Annotated in this window: 22 protein-coding genes; 11 read left to right on the forward strand and 11 right to left on the reverse strand. The window is 30.2% G+C overall.

The window, feature by feature from the left end:
* Window positions 1-21 precede the first annotated feature (21 nt).
* Window positions 22-1,623, forward strand: a complete 1,602-nt coding sequence (locus ABXT53_RS02455; protein ID WP_415291069.1) for a flavin-containing monooxygenase — start codon at window positions 22-24, stop codon at window positions 1,621-1,623.
* A gap of 100 nt (window positions 1,624-1,723) precedes the next feature.
* Window positions 1,724-3,028, forward strand: a complete 1,305-nt coding sequence (locus ABXT53_RS02460) for an NAD(P)/FAD-dependent oxidoreductase (RefSeq protein ID WP_415291302.1) — start codon at window positions 1,724-1,726, stop codon at window positions 3,026-3,028.
* Here ABXT53_RS02460 and ABXT53_RS02465 read toward each other — a convergent pair whose 3' ends face one another.
* Window positions 3,029-5,566 carry an ABC transporter permease gene (locus ABXT53_RS02465; protein WP_415291070.1) on the reverse strand — a complete coding sequence of 846 codons (2,538 nt, stop codon included), beginning with the start codon at window positions 5,564-5,566 and terminating at the stop codon, window positions 3,029-3,031.
* Window positions 5,550-6,215, reverse strand: a complete 666-nt coding sequence (locus tag ABXT53_RS02470; protein ID WP_415291071.1) for an ABC transporter ATP-binding protein — start codon at window positions 6,213-6,215, stop codon at window positions 5,550-5,552. The genes ABXT53_RS02465 and ABXT53_RS02470 overlap by 17 nt, the downstream gene beginning before the upstream one ends.
* Here ABXT53_RS02470 and ABXT53_RS02475 point away from each other — a divergent pair.
* Both ABXT53_RS02475 and ABXT53_RS02480 read left to right on the forward strand, forming a co-directional pair.
* Window positions 6,214-6,828, forward strand: coding sequence for an arylesterase (locus tag ABXT53_RS02475; protein ID WP_415291072.1), 615 nt, complete (start codon window positions 6,214-6,216; stop codon window positions 6,826-6,828). The genes ABXT53_RS02470 and ABXT53_RS02475 overlap by 2 nt on opposite strands.
* Before the next feature lie 808 nt (window positions 6,829-7,636).
* Complete coding sequence (locus ABXT53_RS02480) at window positions 7,637-8,695, forward strand: hypothetical protein (RefSeq protein WP_415291073.1); 1,059 nt, start codon at window positions 7,637-7,639, stop codon at window positions 8,693-8,695.
* Window positions 8,696-8,786: 91 nt separating this feature from the next.
* Here ABXT53_RS02480 and ABXT53_RS02485 read toward each other — a convergent pair whose 3' ends face one another.
* The 7 genes from ABXT53_RS02485 to ABXT53_RS02515 form a co-directional block, all read right to left on the reverse strand.
* Window positions 8,787-9,938: a M24 family metallopeptidase gene (locus ABXT53_RS02485; RefSeq protein WP_415291074.1), complete on the reverse strand. Its 1,152-nt coding sequence runs from the start codon at window positions 9,936-9,938 to the stop codon at window positions 8,787-8,789.
* A gap of 123 nt (window positions 9,939-10,061) precedes the next feature.
* Window positions 10,062-10,838: a fumarylacetoacetate hydrolase gene (locus ABXT53_RS02490; RefSeq protein ID WP_415291075.1), complete on the reverse strand. Its 777-nt coding sequence runs from the start codon at window positions 10,836-10,838 to the stop codon at window positions 10,062-10,064.
* A 57-nt stretch (window positions 10,839-10,895) separates the two neighbouring features.
* A complete protein-coding gene (locus tag ABXT53_RS02495; protein WP_415291076.1) occupies window positions 10,896-11,753 on the reverse strand; it encodes a DMT family transporter in 858 nt (285 codons plus the stop codon).
* 7 nt (window positions 11,754-11,760) lie between these two features.
* On the reverse strand, window positions 11,761-12,561 hold the full coding sequence (locus ABXT53_RS02500) for a M23 family metallopeptidase (RefSeq protein ID WP_415291077.1): 801 nt from the start codon (window positions 12,559-12,561) through the stop codon (window positions 11,761-11,763).
* On the reverse strand, window positions 12,546-13,304 hold the full coding sequence (locus tag ABXT53_RS02505; protein ID WP_415291078.1) for an SDR family NAD(P)-dependent oxidoreductase: 759 nt from the start codon (window positions 13,302-13,304) through the stop codon (window positions 12,546-12,548). The genes ABXT53_RS02500 and ABXT53_RS02505 overlap by 16 nt, the downstream gene beginning before the upstream one ends.
* On the reverse strand, window positions 13,305-13,895 hold the full coding sequence (locus ABXT53_RS02510; protein ID WP_415291079.1) for a TerC family protein: 591 nt from the start codon (window positions 13,893-13,895) through the stop codon (window positions 13,305-13,307).
* On the reverse strand, window positions 13,895-15,490 hold the full coding sequence (locus ABXT53_RS02515; RefSeq protein WP_415291080.1) for a GMC family oxidoreductase: 1,596 nt from the start codon (window positions 15,488-15,490) through the stop codon (window positions 13,895-13,897). The genes ABXT53_RS02510 and ABXT53_RS02515 overlap by 1 nt, the downstream gene beginning before the upstream one ends.
* Before the next feature lie 88 nt (window positions 15,491-15,578).
* Between ABXT53_RS02515 and ABXT53_RS02520 the strand changes: the two genes are divergently transcribed.
* The gene (locus ABXT53_RS02520; RefSeq protein WP_415291081.1) at window positions 15,579-16,325 is read left to right on the forward strand and encodes an FKBP-type peptidyl-prolyl cis-trans isomerase; all 747 of its coding nucleotides are present in this window, start codon (window positions 15,579-15,581) and stop codon (window positions 16,323-16,325) included.
* 7 nt (window positions 16,326-16,332) lie between these two features.
* Here ABXT53_RS02520 and ABXT53_RS02525 read toward each other — a convergent pair whose 3' ends face one another.
* A complete protein-coding gene (locus ABXT53_RS02525; protein ID WP_415291082.1) occupies window positions 16,333-16,749 on the reverse strand; it encodes a winged helix-turn-helix transcriptional regulator in 417 nt (138 codons plus the stop codon).
* A gap of 126 nt (window positions 16,750-16,875) precedes the next feature.
* Between ABXT53_RS02525 and ABXT53_RS02530 the strand changes: the two genes are divergently transcribed.
* The 6 genes from ABXT53_RS02530 to ABXT53_RS02555 all read left to right on the forward strand — a co-directional run bounded on the left by ABXT53_RS02530 (window position 16,876) and on the right by ABXT53_RS02555 (window position 23,435).
* Window positions 16,876-17,652, forward strand: a complete 777-nt coding sequence (locus tag ABXT53_RS02530) for an SDR family NAD(P)-dependent oxidoreductase (RefSeq protein WP_415291083.1) — start codon at window positions 16,876-16,878, stop codon at window positions 17,650-17,652.
* Entirely contained in the window at window positions 17,652-19,172 is a 1,521-nt protein-coding gene (locus tag ABXT53_RS02535) for an aldehyde dehydrogenase family protein (protein WP_415291084.1), read from the forward strand. The genes ABXT53_RS02530 and ABXT53_RS02535 overlap by 1 nt, the downstream gene beginning before the upstream one ends.
* Window positions 19,165-20,091 (forward strand): 3-hydroxyisobutyrate dehydrogenase, encoded by a 927-nt coding sequence (mmsB, locus tag ABXT53_RS02540; RefSeq protein ID WP_415291085.1) that lies wholly within the window; start codon window positions 19,165-19,167, stop codon window positions 20,089-20,091. Before ABXT53_RS02535 ends, mmsB begins: the two co-directional genes overlap by 8 nt.
* 179 nt (window positions 20,092-20,270) lie before the next feature.
* Entirely contained in the window at window positions 20,271-21,362 is a 1,092-nt protein-coding gene (locus ABXT53_RS02545; RefSeq protein WP_415291087.1) for a TRAP transporter substrate-binding protein, read from the forward strand.
* Between the two features lie 88 nt (window positions 21,363-21,450).
* On the forward strand, window positions 21,451-22,110 hold the full coding sequence (locus ABXT53_RS02550; RefSeq protein ID WP_415291088.1) for a TRAP transporter small permease subunit: 660 nt from the start codon (window positions 21,451-21,453) through the stop codon (window positions 22,108-22,110).
* Complete coding sequence (locus tag ABXT53_RS02555; protein WP_415291089.1) at window positions 22,110-23,435, forward strand: TRAP transporter large permease; 1,326 nt, start codon at window positions 22,110-22,112, stop codon at window positions 23,433-23,435. The genes ABXT53_RS02550 and ABXT53_RS02555 overlap by 1 nt, the downstream gene beginning before the upstream one ends.
* Before the next feature lie 4 nt (window positions 23,436-23,439).
* On the opposite strand, the gene ABXT53_RS02560 is transcribed toward ABXT53_RS02555, so the two are convergent.
* Window positions 23,440-24,330, reverse strand: coding sequence for a DMT family transporter (locus tag ABXT53_RS02560; protein ID WP_415291090.1), 891 nt, complete (start codon window positions 24,328-24,330; stop codon window positions 23,440-23,442).
* Between the last annotated feature and the right edge of the window lie 16 nt (window positions 24,331-24,346).

Below are 24,346 nucleotides of genomic sequence, written 5' to 3' on the forward strand. Positions count from 1 at the left end.
TTAAATTATGAATATTCTATTATGATTAGTTATGATGCTATAATAATTGGTGCAGGCTTTTCTGGTATTTATCAACTTCACAGCTTAAGAGATAAATTAAAACTTAATACTCTAATAATTGAGTCAGGTAAGGATTTGGGTGGCACTTGGTATTGGAATAGATATCCAGGAGCCAGATGTGATTCAGAAAGTCACACTTACAACTTTACATTTTCAAAAGAAATATTTGAAAATTGGTCATGGCCTGAAAAATATTCAAAACAAGATATTATCTTAGAATATTTAAACTACGTTGTTGAAAAATTAAGTTTAAAAAAAGATATGCTTTTTGATAATAAAGTTATTAAAGCACATTTCGATGAGAAAAGTAATTTATGGAACATCAAAACTAATAAAGATAAAACCTTTTCATGTAAATATTTAATTAGTGCTGTTGGTTGTTTATCAGCAGCCAATATTCCAAAGATAAATGGTTTAAGTAAATTTAAAGGTAAATGGTACCACACAGGAAAATGGCCTCATACTGGTGTAGATTTTAAAAATAAAAGAGTTGCACAAATTGGTGTTGGTTCTACAGGAATACAGCTAGCACCTGAGATAGCCAAATCAGCAAAGAAGCTTTCAATTTTTCAAAGATCGCCAAATTTTAGTATTCCAGCAAGAAATGAAATTGTTAATGATGAATATAAAAAAAAGATAAAAGATAGCTATCAAGAAATTAGAGATTTAATTAAGTCAACACCAACTGGTCATGCTTTTCATTTTTCAAGTCAATCAGCTTTGGATGTAAGTAATGAAGATAGAAAAAAAATTTATGAAAATGGGTGGCAAAAAGGTGGGTTGGGTTTTCGTGGTCTTTTTAAGGATATAACAACAAACTTGAATGCTAACAAAACAATTGTTAATTTTATTAAAGAAAAAGTAGAAGCAACAATGCAAAATAAAGATTATGCTAAAGTTGTAACAGATTTTAACTATCCATTTGCAACCAGAAGACCAACCTTAAATACAGATTATTATGAAACTTTTAATAAAGATAGTGTCGAATTAATTGATATCTCGAAAGATTCAATAAAAGAAATTACTGAAACTGGAATCAGCACCATAGAAAATAACTATGAATTTGACATAATTGTATTTGCAACAGGGTATGACGCTATTACAGGTGCACTATTATCAATTGATATGGTGGGTAAAAATAATATCAAACTCAGTGAATTATGGAAAAATGGTCCATTAACTTATCTAGGTCTTCAGATACCAGGGTTTCCAAATTTTTTTATGATTACTGGACCTGGAAGTCCCTCAGTATTAACAAATGTTCCAATGGCTATTGAGCAACATGTAGAGTTTATAACTGATTGTATTTCACATATGGAAAAAAATAAATATTCAGCAATTGAAACTAATAATGAATACTCTTTAAAGTGGAGAGAGATAATCGATAAAGCTGTAGATGAAACATTAATACCAGAGTCTAAAAGTTCATGGTTATATGGTGGTAATATTGAAGGAAAACCCAAAGTTTTTATGCCTTACCCATCTGGACTTCCAAAGTATAAAAAGATTTGTGAAGACATTGTTTTAAAAAACTATGAAGGTTTTAATTTTACTAACAATTAAAATTATTCAATGATTAAGAATAAGATTGATTTAAAAAATAAAGTTGTAGTAACAGGTGCTGTTTATGACCTCACAGATGAAAGAGCAACTTACTAAAAATATGAAGATAGTTAACGATTTAGGGTGTAGTTGGATTAACGACCTTGTTAGAAGATCTAATATAAAAGTTTTAGATAAAGATAAATCCTGTGACTGGTTAATAATAGGCGCTGGTTATACTGGGTTGTCTGCTGCTAGAAAATTATCAGAACTTCATCCCAATCAAAAAATTATTGTTATTGATGCCCAATTAGCAGGTGAGGGTGCAAGTGGAAGGAACTCAGGTTATTTAGTAGATACTACCCTTAATGATGGTTTCACCTCAAATAAAGAACTTTCTAATTATAAAAAGAAAACAGACATTTATAAATTAGGAATTGATGTTGTAAAAAAATTTATTAAAGAGCATCAGGTAGATTGTGATTGGAATGAATGTGGAAAATATTTTGCGTCATCAAATGAAAAAGACAGAAAGATTTTAGAAAATTTTAGCAAAACTTTATTAAAATTAAACATTGAGCATAATATTTTAGATAAAGATGATTTAGGTAAAAGATTGGGTACGAATTTTTATAACTTAGCACTTTATACTAAAGGTGGAATTTTATTACATCCAGGAAAATTAGTTAGAGCTATGGTTGACACTTTACCAGATAATGTTGAGCTATTAGAAAACACCCAATTAGATGCATGGTCAAAAAATAGTGATACAATTATTTGTATATTTAGTAATCATAAAATAATTACTAAAAAGATTATTTTTTGCACCAATGGTTTTTTAAAATCGCTTGGTATAAAAAATAATTATAATTTTCCCTTAACTTTAACTGCAAGTATGACAAGAACATTAACTGATAGAGAATATAAGTCCATTGGCGAACCTAAAGAGTGGGGTGTGTTACCTGTTAGACCAATGGGTGCAACTATTAGAATGACAAAAGATAAAAGAATTTTAATTAGAAATACAGCAGAAGTTCATAATCCTTTTAAAATGTCTAAATCAGATTTAGATAAAAGATCTTTAACTCAAAAACTTGGAATTAAAAAAAGATTTCCGAGTTTAGCAGATGATATTATTAAATCTAGTTGGTCTGGGATTGTATCCAGAACAAGAAATAGTTCACAAATATTTGATAAAATTGATGATAATGTTTTTGTAGCAGGTTGCTATAATGGTTCTGGTATTGGAGTTGGGACTTTATTTGGTGAGCAGATAGCAATTAAAGCAAGTAATGAAAATAGTGATGAAATTGATATAATAGAATCCAGAAGTAAACCAACTTGGCTTCCACCTCAGCCATTTTTAAATATTGGAGTTAAATCAAGATTGATGTTTGAGAGGTTTAGATCTCGATCTGATGTGTAGTTATTGATTTCTTATAAGTGGATAAACTTTAGGGCTTAAATACTTAAAATTAGTAATCATAATTAAGATTAATGTAGCCAGTCCAATTCCAATAGTTACCTGTAAAAATATTGCTAAATCAAACTTCCAAGTGATTTGAAAAATATTTTCAATGATAAATTGTGAACCTATTACCGCAAAAAACAGAGCTATTAGAATTATGGATGTGAATATAATAAAAAATTCAATAATTGAAGAGAGTACAACTTCAACTTTTGAAAAACCTAAAATCTTAAATATTAAATTTTGAAATTCTTTAATTTTACCTTGCACTATAATTGCACTGGATATTACAATTAAACCAATGACTATAGTTATTGCAGAGATAACAGTTACAGCAATAAATACTTTGTTTAAAAGATCTGTTACTTTTTCCAAGTAATCAGTGATTTTTATAATAGAAAGACTAGGCATTTTATCTAGTAAAGCAGTTTCATTAAAATTCTCTAAGCTTTTAAACTTTGAAGTAGCCAAATATTCGTGAGGTATATTTTTTGCAAATTGAGGATTTAATAACATTGCAAAGTTAATAGTAAAATCTCTGTAATCTACTAATCTAAAGTTTACAATCTCACCTTCAATTTCACGTCCATAAATATTTAAAGTAAAAATATCACCAATTTTAATATCAAAATCTTTAGCAATTTTGCTATCGAGAGAAATTTGAAGTTTATCAGGTCTATCTAAATCCCACCACTTTCCTTCTATAATTGGGTTATCTTTTAAAATTTTATCAGCCCAAGAAGACCTTCTGTCATTTCTAATTACCCACTGACTGTCATTACTTGAATCGATATAGGTATTTGGATCTATTCCATTAATTTTTACAATACCCGTTGAAACCATTGGTACAATTTCAAGGTTAGCTTCTTTATCCATGTCAAAAATTAAATCTTCAAATATTTGTCTTTCATCACTTTGAATACCAATGAAAAAATAATCAGGAGCAAGCTCTGGTATAGATTTTGCAATTTCTCTTTTAAAATTTGAACCTACAAAAGCTAAAGTTAGCAATAATGTGACACCTAAACCTAAGGACATAATAGTTATAGGAGTAATGCTTTTAGTTTGAGTGATATTTTTAACAGATACTTTAATTGAAATATTTGGGTGCTCTTTAAGACCTTTAAATAATTTAATAATCAAGTTTGATAATAAATAAAAAACTAATAGACAAATAAAGAATGCCCCAAAATAACCCAAGCTATAAATGGGTTGAGCTGAACCAATAGTAAATAAAGAAATTAAAACTGATAATAAGAATAGACTTAAAACAATTGATTTCTTTGAATAATAAAATTGTAGGTTTTGAAATACATTTCTAAACAAGTTTGATGCCTTAACTTGATCAATTGCGTTAATAGTTGGTATAGAAAATATGATTAATACTAATAAACCAACTGAAAAAACTTTGAAATAATTAAGAATAGAAAAGCTACCTTCAATATTTAACCCAAGACCTGCTGACAAATAAACATCAACAATTGGGACTAAAAAGAAACTAAAAGAGTAGGCAGCAGTTGATATTATGAATAATAGAATGAGTAATTGTAGATAGTAGACTATTTTTATATCCTTTGAGAAAAAGCCCAAAGACTTCTTAACTGCTATAGACATATTATTCTGATTAATGAATGAAAGTAGGGTGTTAGCAATCCCAATTCCTGCAATTAACATTGCACTAATAGATACAAGAGATAAAAACTGAGAGAAATTATCAATTATTCTCTTTAAAGGACCGTCAGATTTTTCGTGATATCTAAGTCTAACCTTTTTTTCATCTTTGAATAATTGCTCAATCTTTTTAGATAAAGCTTTTGGATTATCTCCCTCATTAAATCTTACTTTATATTCATAGTTTAAAAAGCTGCCTAGGTTGTTAAGTTTTAGTGATTCTAATGTTTGTTTGCCAGCTAAAGCAAAATCACCAAATACAAAAGCACCCCCAATGTCAGGCACCGATTTTACGATACCAATCACGGTAAAGAGTTTGTCTTGAACTTTGATTTTATCATTTATTTCTAAATTAAGATTTTTGAAGATATTTTCATTAACAAGGATTGTATTTTCTGTAGTTTGTAACCTTTCAAACGCACCACTTGGCTCATAACCCACTTTGCCAAATAAAGGATAATTTTCATCTACAGTTTTAATTCTAGAAAATATTGATTTATTTTTAGTCTTATTGGTAGTTGAGATCATGGTACTAAACTCAACTATTTGTGAAACAGTAGAAAATTCCTTAACTTGGTCAATTAATTCTAAATTGCCAACATTACGATTATAGTCAATTTCAATATCACCACCCAAAAGGGCTCTTGAGTTATTATTTAATTCTTTATTTAAACTATCCTCAATTGTAAAAATTGAACTTAAGATAAATAAACTGATAAAAAGTGTTAAAATAATACTAGAGATTTTTTTATAATTTCTACTCAAGTCTCTTAAGGCATAAATCAAAGTTAACTTGTACTCTGAAAGCTTAGACAATTTTTCCATCTTTTATTTTAATTTTTCTTTTTGCTTTATTTGCAAGTTTTGGGTCGTGAGTGACCATAATTAAAGATGATTTTTCTTCCTTAATATATTTAAACAAAATATCTGCAATCATTTGAGAGTTTTCACTGTCTAGATTTCCTGTAGGCTCATCTGCTAAAATTAGTTTTGGCTTCATAGCTATAGCTCTTGCAATTGCTACACGCTGCTGTTCACCGCCTGAAAGTTGGCTTGGTAAATTGTTAAATCTATTCTTTAATCCAAATCGATCCAACAACTCTTTAGCTCGTTTGTTAGAGTTTTTTAAATTATTTAATTCCAAAGTTAGAGCAACATTTTCAACAGCAGTGTAATTTGGAATAAGATAGAAAGATTGAAAAACTATACCTATGTTCTTTCTTCTAATTTTAGAAACTTTATCTTCACTCATTTTAGATATTTCTTGATCTTCAAAAAATATCTTACCAGAAGTTGCTTTCTCTAATCCCCCAGCAAGCATGATTAAGCTTGTTTTTCCAGAGCCACTTTCTCCAACTATTGAAATAGACTCATTTTTTTTAGTCTCTAAATTAATATTCTTTAAAACCTTAATAGTATCATTACCAGTTTGGTATTTAAGATTAACGTTTTTTAGCTTAAGAAGACTATCCATGATTAAAAGATTTATTATTAAAATTATTGCCTTCTGTCTAGTGAGCATAAACGTCAATGCTTTAGAAAACGTTATCTTATTTGGCGATAGCTTAATGGCTGGTTATGGACTTCCGCAGGAAAAACATTTAGCCATTGTTCTTCAAAACAATCTTAATGATAGTGGTTATAATCTTGAGGTTATTGATGGAAGCGTATCTGGCAGCACATCTGCTGGTGGATTAAATCGAGCTGAGTGGTCTTTATCTCAACCTGATATTGATTTAATGATTTTAGGATTAGGTGCTAACGATATGTTAAGAGGAATAAGCCCCATTGAGACAGAAAAAAATATAGAAAAAATTATTCAAACCGCAAAACTAAAAAATATAGAAATAATTTTAGCAGGTATGATTGCTCCAACAACTCACGGATTTGCTTATAAAAAAAAGTTTGATAATATTTATCCAAATTTAGCTAAAAAATATAATCTAAATTTAATACCCTTTTTATTAGAAGGTGTTGCTTTAAAACCTGATCTTAATCAAGATGATGGTATGCACCCAAATGAAAAAGGAACTTTAATTTTAAGTGACACACTAAAAAAAAGTATCATCAGTTTTATAAAAAAATAGTATAGCTAGAGATAATAATAAAATTTAGATCAAGTAAACTTTATAGAAAAACTAAATCTAGCTTCTGTTTTTCTAATCTTTCGTTACCAGTCTCGGTCATTAAATACGTCTCCCCTAAATTCATCGCAAGTTTACTATCAGAATCTATAGGGATCACATGCATAAAGATGACATTACCAGATGCAATTAAATTTACTAAAGATAAGCTACTTATTCTCCAGGTACAGCACAAGGAGAAAGACAAAAAGTAACTATTGATTGTTTATCTGGTACTGTGACTTTTAGTTGGAAATTTAATGGAGAAATCAAATCTAATAGATACGAATGTAAAAAAGAGTAAACAATTAGCTAAACTAAAAGTTAAATTTTAAAAAAAACTAAAGAACACCTTGAGTTGTAACTAAAGTTTACATTTAATTTTATTCGTAATATAAACAAATTAATAATTTATGGACATCAGAAAGCAAAAAAAGTATTACAACCTTTATTGGAGTAATTCTAAACCAAGAGTTTGGCGAATCATTTAGGAGAGATGCAATGAAGAAATCAGTTAAAGTAACTGTTATAAAAAAATCTGATATGAAACCTAAGAAATTGTAAAATTTATAACATGCAACAATACTAAAATAATTTACATCTGGTATGATTTTTGATTAAGAAGTTAACAATTTTTATAATTACACTTATAGTTTCTTTTTTAACTTATAAGTCATATCAAAACAGTCTTACTGCGCCCAATTCATCAAGTTCATTTATATTGTTAATATTTTTGATTTGTTGCTCATTTTCATATTTAATTTTTTACAAAATGAATCAAGATAGATTTAAAAGTTTAAAATATTTATTATTTTTAATACCAATAATTAATTTAATTTCCATACCAGTATTAAATTATTCTAATATTGGTATGGATTATCCTAAATTTCCCAGTTCTATGTTTTATACTTCAAATATAATAAACAAAAGTAGTATAGAAATTGCCTTAGATGAACAAGTGAAGTTTTCAACAGATTATTTTGGCTTTAGGAAAAATACTGAAATTGAAATTGACTATGAAAATAAAAAAGGTTTTAGAATAATCATAATTGGAGGTAGCACTAGTTTAGATGATCATGTTAATGATGATGAAACATGGGCCAATCTTCTTAATAGAAAATTATTGAAAATAAATAAAGAAATAGAAATTATAAACACCTCTGTAAATGGGCTTCTTTTAAAAGATCATCTAAAAACAATCAATGCAATGAAAAATTATAATCCTGACTTATTCGTTTTTAAAATTCCATTTAATGATATTACTTTACACATTAGCAATCCTAAAAAAACAAATAGTTTTTATTCCTACTACATGCCTTTTGAAATAAGTATTTTTTATGTTCTTTTAAAAAAAATAAGAAATATATACTTTATAAAATATCATGCAGGCTATCAAACAAGTGAAAAAAATTTAATTATTCCTAAAATTAATAAGTTAAAAAAAAATGGCCAAATCATCAACTCGGTCTCAAAAAATTCTAAGTATTATTTAGATAGAATAGTTCAATTTTGTAATAAAAAAAAAATTAAATGTATTTTTGTTAATCATCCTAATATGTATGAGGTTAATTCTGCTAAACAATATTCAGATTTTTTTTGGAGAAATAAATTAGAGCCAGGTCAAATGCTTAAGGCTATAAATATCTACAATAATTATCTTAAGAAAATGGAAGGTGATAATATTATATATTTTGATTTAGACAGTAAATTAAACAAGCAATTTAAATATTTTTATGACGAAATACATTTTACAAAGCTGGGCACTAGAAAAGTTGCAGATGAAATATATAATTTTATTTTAAGTAATAACATTATGAAATTAAATCAATAATACAAATTGCGAATGATAAAATTTTTAGGGATTGTGGTTCTGGGTTATGAGATTTTATAGAATGACTAGAAGCAAACTAGAAGATAGAGGCCTAAAGTACTACTAAATCAAGTTTTTGCTTACCTAATCTTTCGTTACCATTCTCAGTTACTAAATAGGTTTCACCTAAATTCATGGCTAAATTGTTATCTGAATCCATCAATATCATGTGCATGAAGAAGACATTACCAGGAACAATCTTATAAGGATTACCTGTGTATAGCATTGGCCAGTCCATCCAGTTGGGAGAGAAGGTTGAACCCAATGAATAACCACAAGCATTCATTCTTGCTTTATTGTATCCGAGGTCATCAAAAGTTTTTGCGTGTATATCAAATACATCTCCAGCAGTTTTTCCTGGTATTAAAGTCTTTGCACAATTATTTAAAGCTTCAACGCAGGCCTCATGCATCTTAATATGTTTTGGATCAGCTTTACCAATAGGGATAGTTCTAAACATTGCAGAGTGATAATGTTTATATGTTCCAGCCCATTCAATAGTTAACTGATCAGTTTCTGATAGAATTCTTTTCTCAGATTGGTATCTGCATAGTAATGCGTTGTGTCCTGAGCCAATAATATATTCATTTGCCGGATAATCACCACCACCTTCTAAAACAACTCTTTGCATTTCAGCTAAAATTTTTGCATCACTAGCACCAGCTTTTGCATATTTCCACGCTTCATCAAGACCTAGATCGGCAAGTTCTGCAGCTTTTTTTACATAAACAATCTCATCTTGTGATTTAATAACCCTATGCTTAGTAATTAATTCAGATTGATCTTCTACTTCACAATAACTTTCTAGTGATTTATTGAGTCTTAAAGCATTACGACCTGTCATACCGTAAGCTTCATATTCAATTCCAATTTTTTTATCTTTTAAATTCAGTTCATTTAAGATGATTTTAAGATCATCTGTAGGGTTAGATTGGTCTTTATCTAGCCAAATTCTTATATCTTCAATGTTCGAGGTGTTTTGTGCTTGTCTTAAATCTGGAGCCCTTGTTAAAAGAATAATGTTTCCTTTTTGGTCTAGTATTAAAGTTTGAAAAAAAACATAACCAAAGGTGTCGTATCCTGTAAGCCAAAACATAGACTCTTGTCTGAACATTAAAAGAGCATCTAGGTTTTGCTCTTTCATAGAATTTAATATTGCTAGTTTTCTTTTTTGAAATTCTTGTTTGCTAAAGTGCAATGCCATAATTAAAACTATAACTTTTAAAAATATTAAGCACAAGCAAGCTTAAATTTTTATTTATTCATATTAAAACGAACCCAAATTATTGTTAATTATTAAGGCTTTTGTTAAATGATATTCTAAAATTTAGTGAATAATTGCTTTAGCTGAACCAAGCTGAGCTACTTTTCCAGTATAAAGGCCTTTACCTAAAATTGGGACAACACCAACAGTTGATCCGGTGAATACATAAAAATCTTTATCAAGACTTACTTTATCTTTTTTCAATTCATTCAACACAAATCTGAGTGAGTTTAAGGGATTTATGTAAACAGTGTTTGTATTTCCATCGACACTTTGTCCAATTTTTTTATTAGAAATATTTGTCTTTAAGTTTCCAATATTAATTTTTTTGTATTTTTTCTTTTGTCCAATCAAAAACTTAACATTTGCACCAAAATCACTACATAAATCACCAAAACTAGTTATGCCTTTTTTCTTTTGTCTATAACCGATAACTTCAATACAGGGAGCCATATGTGAAATATACTTTGTCACATTTTTCAAAGTAATTGACGCCTTAGATGAGAAAAAGTTTTTCTTAATTAAGTAACAAACTTCAAGTTCTATACCTAAAGTTGATTTATTAATTTTTACCTTTTTTCCACTTTTTATAAAATTCTTTTCAAAAATAGAAGCATAGAAGGGCTTCTTTTCTTTAAGTTTTTTCATGACAGGTATACCTGTTCCTGCAGCTTTAAATCCAATTATTGGATCTTTAACTTTACTCTCACACAATTTTCTTAGCTTTTGAGCTTCACTTAATTTTTTTGTAAATTTTGTTGGAAGGGGTGCAATTATTTTATTGCTAACAAATGCGTTAACTAATTTATCTGCCGTTTTTTCTATTAAGGTTTTTTTCATTATTAGTTAATTAATATAATTAAAAGATTTAGTCTAGATTAAAACTTATTTATTAACTTAACTCTTTGTAGATTGAGTAAGTACAAAAATACCAGAAATTGTTATTATTACTGCTCCAACAATTGTGAATAAGTCAGGAATATCGTTATAAAAAATATAACCAAAAACTATAGCCCAAAATATCAAAGTATAATGAAAAGGTTGAATAATGCTTGCGCTAGCCATACTTAAAGCAATTATTTGAAGATAAATTCCTAATGAGAAAAAAATACCAACAATTAAAAAAAGAATGTAAGACGATGAGGATATTGGACTCCAAAAGTTTGAAGCCAAGAAAGACATAGCAAAAATTCCAATGATAGAAGTATAAAATAATGATGTTTCAGTTGTGTCATGCTCAGACACTTTTTTTGTTACAACCTGATAAAGCCCCAATGCAAATGCTGCTAAAAGTGGCAATAAGGCCTTAGGATCAAAAATTGAAGAGGTGGGTCTTAAAATAATTAAAACGCCAATAAATCCAACAAAAATAGCTATCCATGTTTTTGTGGATACTTTTTCTTTTAAAAAAATAGCTGATAAAGCAACTACGATCACTGGAGCTAAAGAGCCCACACTGTGAGTGTCTGCAAGTGATAAATATTTGAAAGATAATACAAAGAATCCAGATTCTATAACAGATAATAAACTCCTGAAAATTTGTAACTTAATACTTTTTGATTTGTAAAAATAAATATTATTTTTTCTTTTTGATTCTACTAGGCTTAAAAATAAAACAAAAAAATACTTAACAAGCAATAATTGAAATACTGAATGGTATAAAATTAATGTTTTTTGTGTAGCATCTAATATGGAGAAAGAAAAATAAGCAAGAATTCCAAATATTATACCTATAGATTGTTTAGAGATTATCATTAAGGATCTATTTGATTTCTAAAATTGTTGCAGGATCCAGTCTAGTACCAAACCAATTAAGCCTTACATCAAGATGAGGTCCAGTTGATCTACCTGAAGATCCAACAGTTGCGATGATATCTCCTTTTTTAACGTGATCACCTACATTTACAAAAATTTCATCCATATGCATGTACAGAGTTGAAATTCCATGACCATGGTCAAATATTAAAGTTGCACCTGTATAAAACAAGTCTTTTTCAGCTAGAGTAACAATACCGTTATTCATTGCTTTAACAGGAGCACCCTTTTTTTGGGCAAAATCCAAACCATAGTGGGGCCATTTGGGTATACCATTTAAAATTCTTTGGCTGCCGTAAACACCGGTAATTATTGCATCATCAACAGGAATAATAAATTTTTCTTTAAAAAACTGTAAGTCAGTTTCAATCTCTCTAGCATCAGCAATTAGTTTATTTTCTTTTTTAATTCTTACATAAAATTCTTCAGGTGGTGTAACCTTTTTTTTAGGTAAGCCATCAATTTTTTGAATATTATATTTTCTCTTTTTTATTTTTTTTATAATTTTGTTATTGTTTTCAGTGATTGTAATGTCAAATTTTCTATCTTTTTCAATCCCAAATGCAAAATAACCATCCTTTGAGACTTTAATTTTTTTTTTATCTACCAATATTGAAGTACCAGGATCAGTTTTTCCAATAATGAAATGTCCTTGAATAAATTTACCCTGAAATTCTGCCGCAAAAGATTGAGTTGAAAAAAATAACGCTACTAATAAAAGTAATTTATATATTACTTTGCAGTCCATCCACCGTCTACTAGAATTGATGTGGCTGTAACCATTGATGATGCTGAAGAAGCTAAGAAACAAACACTTGTTGCAACATCACTTTCTGTTGCTAATTTTCCCATAGGAATATTTCCTAAAGCAAGTTTTTTAAATGCTTTATTTTTAAAAAATTTTTTAACCATTGGCGTTGCAACAAAAGTCGGGGCTACTGTATTTACTCTGATATTATTTTTTGCAAGCTCAACACCCATACCTTTAGTTAAACCTTCAATTCCAAATTTTGTCATATTATAAACATTTCTACCCGCCATTCCAACATGGCCAAGTTGTGAGGACATGTTAATAATTGATCCACCTCTTTTTTTATTCTTTAACATCTTTTTAACAACTAATTGAGCAACATTAAAAGCTGCTTTAAGGTTTAAATCTACTAAGTAGTTCATACTTTCTTGTTTAATTTTTTCAAAAGGTTCCGGAATATTTGTACCGGCATTATTAACTAAAATATCTATGATTTTAATCTTATCTAGATTTTCTTTTAATTCTTTGTAATTCATTACATCACAATTAACTTTGATAACTTTACCTTTTATCTTTTTTATTTCTTTTTCAAGTTTATCAAGATCTGATTGAGTTCTGCTTAATGCGATAATTGTAGCTCCAGCTTCAGCAAGAGCGATAGAGCAGGCTCTTCCCAATCCTTTACCTGCACCTGTAACTAATGCATATTTGTTTTTAAGATTTATTTTTTGTAAATACATTTAAATAAATAATTTTAAATCAGTATAGATCAATTCGATTGCAACAACTAGTATAGCAATTAAGCCAATCCAAGCTATCCATTTATATTCATTAATCCATCTTGATATTACGGTTGCAGCTGTTGCCATAAGAATTATTGATAAAGCTAAACCAAATACTAGCAATACATAGTGATCACCAGCAGCACCAGCTACACCCAAAACATTATCCAAACTCATTGTAAAATCAGCAAGTAAAACTGTCCAGATAGCTTTCATGAAACTTGAGTTATCTACCTTAACATCTTCATCACCTGGCTGACCTTTGATGACATCTGTATAGAGTTTGTAGACAATATAAAGAAGAAGCAATCCACCTATCAGTCTCAATCCTGTTATTTGTAATAAATAGGCAGTTAACATGGTTAGGATAATTCTTAAAATTACCGCACCACCTATTCCCCAAAAGATTACCTTTTTTCTTTGTTCTGCTGGAAATTTAGAAGCAACCATTCCAATAATAATGGCATTATCTCCTGCTAAGACTAAATCTATAAATATGATTTGACCTAAGATTACAAGCTGTTCAGGTCCAAATAATTCTGCAAACATCAGTTGCTTAATATCATATCAGCACCTTTTTCTGCAATCATTATTGTAGGTGCATTAGTATTTCCAGAGGTGATATTAGGCATTATAGAAGCATCAATCACTCTTAAATTTTTTACACCATGAACTTTTAATTGGTCATCAACAACAGCCATATCGTCTTGACCCATTTTACATGTTCCAACCGGATGAAATATTGTTTGAGCATAGTCTGCTGCTGCTTTTAATATATCTTCATCTTCTGTTAAATGAGGTCCGGGACGATATTCTTCTGGGCTAAATTTTTTGAAAGTCTCAGACTCTAAAACAATTTTTCTAGTTAATTTAAGACCTGCTGCAGCTATTCTTCTATCTTCATCAGTGGATAGGTAGTTCATTTTTATTTTTGCGTAAGTTCGAGAATCTTTATCTATTACACTAATGTGTCCTCTACTGGTGGGTCTTATTTGTGAAACAGTTGGAGTGAAACCGTGAAAATCATGATTCTTAGTTGCACCCAATGTATCCATACTCATTGGTTGAACATGCCACTGTAAATCAGGTAGTTCCAACGATGGATCACTTTTTGCAAACATACACATCTGACTTGCACCCATAGTCATGGGTCCACTTCTATTAAAGACATACTCTAATCCAATTAATAAGTTGCCAAATAAACTGTTAATTTTTTTATTAAGAGATTTTATATTTTGTATTTTATATATTGGTCTAAACATTAAATGGTCTTGTAAATTTTCACCAACACCCTTTAATTCATGTACCATCTCAATTCCTAGTTTTTTTAATTTATCTGAATTACCAACTCCAGATACTTGTAATAATTGTGGAGAACCAATTGCGCCTGAAGATAAGACAATTTCTTTGCTAGCATTTACAGTGAATAATTCATTTTCAATCCAGTACTCAACTTCTTTAGCAACTTTGTTTTCAAAATTAATCTTTTTAACATGAGCTTTTGTAATTATTTTTAGATTAGGTCTTTTTTTTATTGGGTTAAGATAGCCAACGGCAGTGCTACATCTAAAGCCATCTTTTTCAGTTACTTGAAAATAACCACAACCATGATTGTCTCCTGTATTAAAATCTTTAGTTTTTGGAACACCAAACTCTTCAGCAGCTTTTTGAAATTCATTTAACAGTGGCAATTGAATTCTTTGGTCTGAAACTGACAAAGGACCACCAACACCATGAAACTCATTTTCACCTCTTTCTTGATTTTCTGCTTTTATAAAATAAGGTAATACATCATCCCAGCTCCAACTTTTGTTACCCAATTGTCTCCAGATATCATAGTCTCTACTTTGACCCCTAACATATAATAAACCATTAATTGAAGAGCTTCCGCCTAAAGTTTTACCCCTAGGGTATCTTATGGATCTATTGTTCATGGTTTCATCAGGTTCTGTATTATAACACCAGTCTACATTTGGATTGTGCATGGTTTTAAAATATCCAACAGGAATATGAATCCATGGGTAATTATCTTTACCACCAGCTTCAATTAAAAGAACTTTATTTTTTGGGTTTTCAGACAATCTATTTGCCAAAACACATCCAGCTGATCCAGCTCCAATAATAACGTAGTCAAAACTATCCATACATATTTTTATAATTTAATTTTTATTAATAATCTAATAATATATAGAAAATCATATTTATTTCTGATAATTGAACAATTATAAAATAATGAAAAAAATATTAATACTTATATGTACAATTTTTTTATCTTTATCATTTCAAGTTCAGTCTGTTGAAATTGAAATTATCAGTGATAAGCCTGGTATGGGAAAAAAGATTATAAAACATTCTTGGGTTCAGCTTGAATACACAGGCTCATTTGAAAATGGAAAAGTTTTTGATACTAATATCGGTAAGGATAGACCTTTAGTAGTGCAAATGAGTATGAAAGAGGTAATTCCTGGTTTTGAACAAGGAATAATAGGAACCACTAAAGGAACTAAAAGAAAAATTAAAATTCCAGCTGAATTAGCTTATGGAGAAAAGGGAGGTGGAGATATTATACCACCTAATACAGATCTTATATTTGAATTTGAAGTAATTGACGTTTTAGATCCTAGTTATAAATCAGTTTCATCAGATGAATTAATAGAGATGATTGAAAATAATGCTGTAGCATTAGATATTAGAACAGAAGAAGAGTGGGATAAAACAGGAGTTATCAAAGGTTCATTCCCAGAAACAGCTTTTGATAACAATGGTAAATTTCAAGTGTATGTTATGGATAAAATTAGAGCATTAGCCGCTTCTCAATCTCAAGATGTTAATTTGATTTTTATAAGTCATGATGGAGAAACGGCATCAATGTTAGCTAATTCATTTTCTGAAGATTTGGGCTTTACTAATATTTCGGTTTTAAAAGGTGGAATTAAAGCTTGGCAGAGTGAAAATAAAAAACTTGGCCCTCATAAGTAATATCATTCTATCCATAGAAGTTTTTTCTTTGTAAGTTTTTAAATCTAATTTCATCATTTAATAAATCAATTGCTCTTTCCTGATCTTTTTCAATAACACGTGACATTTTTCTTTTATTAATACTTCCCCATTTAATCAAAGATCTAATTATTGGTAAGCTAGAGCTCCCAAATTGTGTTAAAGAGTATTCAACAGTTATTGGATTTGATTTAATAACCTTTCTTTTTACTAGAGTGTCATTCTCCATTTCTTTTAATTGTTTAGACAGCATTTGAGAAGTTATAGTATCTAAATTTTTCTTAAGTTTACCAAATCTTATTGGTCTATTACTTAACTTTTCAAGAATCTTAATTTTCCACTTTCCACTAATTAATTTTAATGCATTGTTTAATGGATCTTTATTTATTTCTAATTTATTTACCATAGTATGTTTAGTATACTAGTTTAGTTATAATACCATAAATAAACTTTATATTTATTATTTGTTTTGATTAAAATTTTAAAAAGTAATAACCTAAATAAAATTAAAAATTTTTACTACAGGATTTCAATGAAACTAAAAGATAGAATAGCAATAGTCACAGGTGGTGGAAAAGGAATTGGTGCAGAGATTTGTTTAAGACTAGCAAGTGAGGGGGCAAAAATTGTTATTGCTGAAATGGACATTGAAAATGGTGAAAAAATTTCTAAAGAAATTCAAGATAATAATGGTGAAGCAATTGTTGTAGAAACAAATGTTGCTGAAGAAGATAGTGCAAATAACATGGCTGAAGCGGCTATTAAAAAATTTGGTAAGATTGATATTCTTATTAACAATGCTGGTATAAGACATATTAACAATATTCTAGATCATACAAAACAGCAATGGGATGACATGATATCGGTAAACTTAACTGGACCATATCTATGCTGTAAGTCTGTTATTCCTCATATGATAAAAAATGGTAAAGGAAAAATTATTAATTTTGGATCTATTGCAAGTTTTATGGGTAGACCTGATAGAGTAGCCTATGTTGCTGCAAAATCTGGTATACTTGGTTTAACGAGAGCCTTAGCGGTCGATTTAACTGGGAAAAATATCAATGTTAATACTATTTGTCCTGGGCTAATTTCAACACCCTTCAATCAAAAATTTGCTGAAGACCCTACCAATGGAGAGGCTTGGGGAAAAGAAACAATAGTTGGACGTTGGGGTTTACCGTCTGATATATCTGGTGCAGCTGTTTTTCTATCTAGCGATGATGCTGATTTTATAAATGGATCTGAGATAAAAATTGACGGTGGATGGTTAGCTGCAAAAACAAGAAAAGGTGAAATAAGCAATTAATGAGTGATGATTTTACAAATAATTTAGAATTAGCAAAAGGTAATGCAAAAAGATTATCTAATAAGATTTTAATCAATGGAAAATTGTCACCTGCTAAAGCTGAAGCTAAAATTAGTGTATTAAATCCAAGTACAGGTGAAAATATTGGTGAAGCTCCACAGTGTAATAAGGTTGATGTAAATATAGCGGTTGATTCAGCAGAAGCTGCATTTCAAAAATGGAAAAAAGTACCTGCGAGAGAACGTGGTAAAATAATGACGGCTGCTGCTAGAAAATTAGAAGATAGAAAAAATGAAATTGAAACACTATTAGCTTTAGATACTGGTAACGCACTAAGAACTCAAGCCATACCAGAGACAGCAGCATCAATTGAATTAACTTATATGTTTGCTGGACTTGCAGGAGAAATAAAAGGTGAAAATTACCCACCAAACATTCCAAATACAATTCATTACACAACCAAAGATCCAATTGGAGTTGTTTGTGCAATTATTCCTTGGAACGCTCCTTTATTTTTAACAGTTGCAAAAATTGCACCAGCTATTGTAGCGGGAAATACTGTAGTGTTAAAAACTGCTGAGCAAGCACCACTTTGTGCTTTACTCTTATGTGAAATATTACAACAAGAACTTCCTCCTGGAGTTTTAAATGTCATTTCAGGTTATGGAGAAGAGTGTGGTGAACCTTTAATTGATCATCCTAAAGTTAGAAAGGTTACTTTTACAGGATCGTTTTCTGTTGGAAAAATTATTGCAATGAAGGCTGCTCCAAAATTATGCCCTGTTACATTAGAATTAGGTGGAAAAAACCCAAATATTATAATGAGTGATGCTGACTTGGATATAGCAATACAAGGTGTAATTGATGGTATGAGGTATACTCGTCAAGGCCAAGCATGCACTGCCGGATCAAGGGTTTATATACACGAAAAAATTTATGATAAAGTTTTAGAAGGGGTGGTTTCTAAATTGAGCAAACTTAAGATGGGAAATGCACTTGATACTAAATCTGATATTGGTGCAATAATATCTGATGAACAGCTCAAAAGAACTTTACATTATATGGATATCGCAAAAAAAACCTCATCTGCAAAAGTATTACATGGTGGCAATCAACCTAGAGGAGGAGATTATAAAGAGGGGTTTTTCTATGAACCAACTTTATTATCAGGCGTTCCTGTAGAATCTCCTGTATGTCAAGAAGAGGTATTTGGACCTGTTGCTTGCGCCATTCCATTTAAAAATTTTGATGAAGTTATGAGAAGTGCTAACGACACACCCTTTGGTTTATCAGCAGTTTTATGGACACAAAATCTATCTAGAGCATTGCAATTTGTAGATGAGATTGAAGCTGGCTTTGTTCAGGTAAATCAATGTGTGGCTCCAAGAGCTAATGTTTCTTACGGAGGAATTAAAATGAGTGGTTTAGGTAAAGAATATGCTTTTGATAGTATGATTAATCACTTCACACAAAGTAAAACAGTTTTAATTAATAGAGGTAAATCAAATTTAGATGACTAATCACATTGCATTTATAGGTGTTGGCAATATGGGAAACCCTATGGCTGATCAATTGGTTAAAGCTGGTAAAGAAGTGAAAGCTTTTGATGTTTCACCAGAGGTAATAAAAATTGCAAAAGAGTCAGGATTAAATGTTGTATCCGCTATTGATGAATTATTAGATGGTGCCAGCACTGTCATATCCATGTTACCAGAAGGTAAACATGTTCGATCTCTTTATTTAGGAGATAAAGGAATACTAAATAAAATTCCAAAAGAATGCTTGATAATTGATTGCTCAACAATTGATATTGAGACTTCTCTAGAGCTAGGCAATGAAGCAAAAAAATTTGGAATTAAAATGATAGATGCACCAGTTACTGGTGGTGTGATGGGGGCAAGAATTGGAAAATTAAATTTTTTAGTAGGTGGAAGCGATGAAGCTGTAGCATTAGCAAAACCTTTATTTGAAATTATGGGACAAAAAATCTTACATGCAGGTGATCAAGGAAGTGGAGTAGGCGTGAAAATTTGTAACAATATGTCTTTAGGAATTTCTATGATAGCAGCATCTGAATCTTTAATGTTAGCTAAAAGATTAAAAATGGATATTAAAAAGGTTCATGAAATAATAAAAGCAGCTTCAGGAAATAATTGGGCTATGACTAATTATACACCTTTACCAAATCTTACTGATGGAGTTCCTTCAAATAATAAATACCGACCAGGTTTTACAGCGGCAATGATGAGGAAGGATTTAAGATTAGCCATGGATGCTGCTCAATCTGTTGATGCCTCTACACCATTGGGTAAAGCTGCTTTAGAAATTTTTTCAAAATTCTGTGATGAGGGTGATAGTGATACTGATTATTCGGGTATATCTAAAATGATTGGTGGTGATGCCTGGAATTACCCATTTGATCCAAAGGGAAATAAATAAAAATTTTATTTGTTAAGTAATTTAACGGTATAAAAAGTATACTAAGTAACTCAATTGATTGTAATATACCATAGGTTGTATCTTTAATATTTACATTATTTTAAGTTTTACTTTTCTCTTACAATAATGTTTATTTCTAATCTTATTAAGACTTAATAAAAAAACAGAGAGGGAAAAACATGAAAAAAATCACAACATTGATTTTAAGTTTAGTTTTTGCAGTATCTATTATTGCTTCTGCTTCAGCTAAAACTTTAAAAATACAAATGACCTTTCCAAAAACTTCTTATGATGCGCAAATCGTAGGAATGTGGGCTGAAAGAGTTACTGGCCTTACTGGTGGTTCATTAAAATTTGAACTTCTAGGAGCTGGAGAAGTTGTAGGTGTTAAAGAAACATTAGAAGCTGTTGACAAGGGTCTTGTTGATGGTGGTGCTGCTTGGACTCACTATTGGTCTAACTATCACCCTGCTGCAATGTTATTTGGTTCGCCAGTTGCAGGTGGTGGTATTGGTTTAAGTACTAAATCTTGGTTAGCATGGTATTTTGATAACGGTGGAAAAGCTTTATACGATCAACTATGGGACGAAATGGGTATGAACGTAAAAGGTTTCATCATGGCATCTTCTGGTCCAGAAGCTTTAGGTTGGTTTAAAGAACCAATCAACAGCATGGCTGATTTCAGAAAATACAGATTCAGAACTCCTCCGGGAATTCCTGGTCAAACATATAAAGACATTGGTGTTGCATCAGTTTCAATGGGTGGTGGAGATATTCTTCCAGCACTTGAAAAAGGAACAATCGATGCTGCTGAATGGTGTTGTCCAAAACCAGATCTAGTATTTGGTTTCCAAAAGGTATTGAAAAATTACTACCTTCAGGGCTTACACCAAAATGTTGTAAATGGAGACATTTTCTTCAACAAAGATGTTTACAATAAGTTATCTAAGCAAGAAAAATATGCAATGGAAATTGCTTCTGAAGCGATGATAACTAGAAACATTACAAACAGAGCTGTTGAAAATGGAAAAGCGTTGATTGAATTAACTACCAAACACGGTGTTATACTTCATGATACTCCAGCTGATTACTTTGTTGAATATATGGCTGCTGCTAAAGCTACTATTCTAAAGAACTCAAAAGAAAATAAGTTCTTTGATGAAGTTTACCAGCACATGACTGCTCATGCAAAAATCGTAGTACCTTTTATTGCTCAAATGGAAACATCTGATGCATCAATTGGAACTGCATTTGCAAACGCGCAAAAATAAATAGATAATTTAAACGGGGGCTTAATAATTTTAAGTTCCCGTTTTTTTAAAGTAGAAAAAAATTCAATCGACATTACCAATAAATATAATGGTCAAAAAAAAATCACATTCTGCTGGTGTTAAAGAAACTCTAGATATTACTGATGAGTTAATAGCAGAACGTCGAACTAGCTTAAAAATGCCTAAGGATATGACTCCTTGGATGGCAAAAACTATAGAGTTTATTGACCTTAACATGTCAAGAGTTGGTAAAATAATTAGCTGGATGGTAATTCCTTTAATTTTTGCAATAACTTTTGAAGTTATTGGTAGACATTTTTTTAACAGACCAACTCTTTGGGCTTATGATATAACCCGAATGATTGCAGGAGCATTTTTTATGTTGGGTGCTGGTTATGCATTATCAAAAGGTATACATATAAGAGCTGACTTTTTATATAGAAATTGGAAAGTTAAAACTCAAGCAAAAGTAGACTTATTCTTATATTTATTATTCTTCTTCCCAGGTTTCATAGTCTTTTTTTGGGTAAGCTTTGATTATGCTTATACTTCTATCTGTGGGAAATTTATTTTAGCTGAATGCTTAGATGGAAAAGTTAGAATTCAAAGAGCAATGGATACTACTTGGATGCCAGTAATGTGGCCATTAAAAATCTGCATGCCAATTGGAGCTTTTTTGTTATTAATGCAAGGGATATCAGAATTATTTAAAACGTATTATGCGTTTGTTAAAGGTAGATGGCCATAATGGAATTTTTTTCACAAGAAATAATTGGAGCACTAATGATAGGGGTAATGTTATTTGCCATCTTTATTGGTTTTCCTATTTCATTCACATTAATATTTTTAGGTCTTGTGTTTGGTTACTGGGGTTTTGGAAAATTAGTTTTTTATTTAATGACCCTACAGTTCAATATGATTATGACAGAAAACACGCTGGTTGCTGTCCCACTCTTTATTTTTATGGGTATATTAATGGAGTCAGCAGGTCTTATGGAAAGACTATTTTCAGCTATACAATTAATGCTATCTAGAACAAGGGGTGCATTATTTTATGCGGTTATGTTTGTGTCTACAATTTTTGCTGCTGCAACAGGAATAGTTGGAGCATCAGTAACAATTCTTGGAATTATGGCAGGTAAAACTATGATTAGATCTGGATACGATACTAGATTATCAGCAGGTTTAATATGTGCTGGAGGAACTCTTGGAATTTTAATTCCACCAAGCATCATGTTGGTGGTAATGGGGCCTGTTTTGGAAATCCCTGTAACAGATTTATTTGCTGCAGCAATAATTCCAGGAATAATGTTGGCATTTCTTTATGCTCTTTACACAACTGTTAGATGTTATTTTGATCCAAAACTTGGTCCAATTTTACCAAAAAGTATGCAACCGAAAAGTATGGGTAAAGTTTGGATAGAATTCTTTTTAGGGTTAGTACCTCCTGCAGGGTTAGTATTTTTTGCCCTAGGTAGTATATTATTTGGCTTAGCAACACCCACTGAAGGTGCTGGTATAGGAGCTATTGGATCAATTATTTTAGCACTAGCATATAGAAAATTAACTTTAAAAACTTTAAAAAATTCTTTAATTAAAACTTTAGAAATTACCGCATTAATAATGTTTTTAGTTGCTGCATCAAATTTCTTTGGAGCTGTTTTCTCAAAATTAGGAACACCATCTTTGTTAACAGAATTTTTATTAAATCTTGATGTTAATAGATATGTTATTTTAGCTATATTAATGGCAGTAATTTTCTTGTTAGGTTGGCCTTTAGAGTGGGTACCAATAGTTCTTATTGTATTGCCAATTTTTGTGCCATTAATTAAAGAATTAGATTTCAATCTAACTTGGTTTGCAATACTTGTAGCGGTAAATTTACAGACCGCCTGGCTCTCTCCACCTGTAGCTCTATCTGCATATTTTTTAAAAGGTGTTGTGCCAGAATGGGAGCTTAAGGATATCTATCTTGGTATGATGCAGTTTATGGGAATTCAGGTTCTAGGTTTAATCTTAATTATTATATTTCCTCAGATTGCACTTTGGTTACCAAGCGTAATGTACCCTTAAAAATTTATTTTTTATTAATATAAGGAATTACAGTTCCAACTAAAATAATTCCTAAAGAAATAAATATTTTAAAAGTAATTTCAGCATCAATTACTAACCAGGCAGATAAAGCACCTATAGGTCCTGTTAAAGGATACATGAGACTAATTCTGCCCACTGGAACTCTTCTTAAAGCGTAATTATAAAACAAATAAGAAGCAAAAGTTATAAACGATAAAGTGATAGCAGCTATTACTGATGGTGTAAAATCTAATTGAAACGAATAGTTAAAAGTAGAGTTAGGCCAAATAATAAATAATATTAAAAATGATAAAATGAAACCAGTAAAATACTGATAAGTATTTACACCTAGTTGGTTAACATTAGTTTGCATTTTTCTTCGACCAATAACTTCATTAATTGAAGCTAAAGTCATTCCTGCAAAAATAATAAAATCTCCAATATAATTTCCCTGACCAATAATAGTTTGGCTTGATAAGAGGATATAAGTCCCAATAATTGTTATAAAGGCTCCAATTAAAACCTTTATCTCAATTTTTTCATTTAAAAATACTTTAGCAACAAAAGGCTGCATGATTGGCATTGTGCTTATAATAGCAACACCGTTTATAGGGGATGTAAGCATTAAGCCTATGTGAAAAGCTAACGTTACAAGAAAAGGGTTTAATAAACCCATTAAGAAAGGTGTTAGACCTATTTTTTTAATTGATAAGTCAACTCTCATTATTAGAGCAAAAGTTAACATAAGCAAAAAAGCTATTGCAAACCTTACAGCTAGCAAATCAACAACTTGAAATTCTTCTAGAGCAAGTTTTACAAACGGGGGACCCGAACCAAACCCAATTACAGCAAGAAACATTGCTAAGTAACCAATATTTTTTTTAAGAAAGAGCATTAAATACAAAATATTA

Origin of the sequence: Candidatus Pelagibacter sp. Uisw_136, from assembly GCF_047720275.1 — a bacterium.
In the GTDB taxonomy this organism is placed as follows: Bacteria; Pseudomonadota; Alphaproteobacteria; order Pelagibacterales; family Pelagibacteraceae; genus Pelagibacter.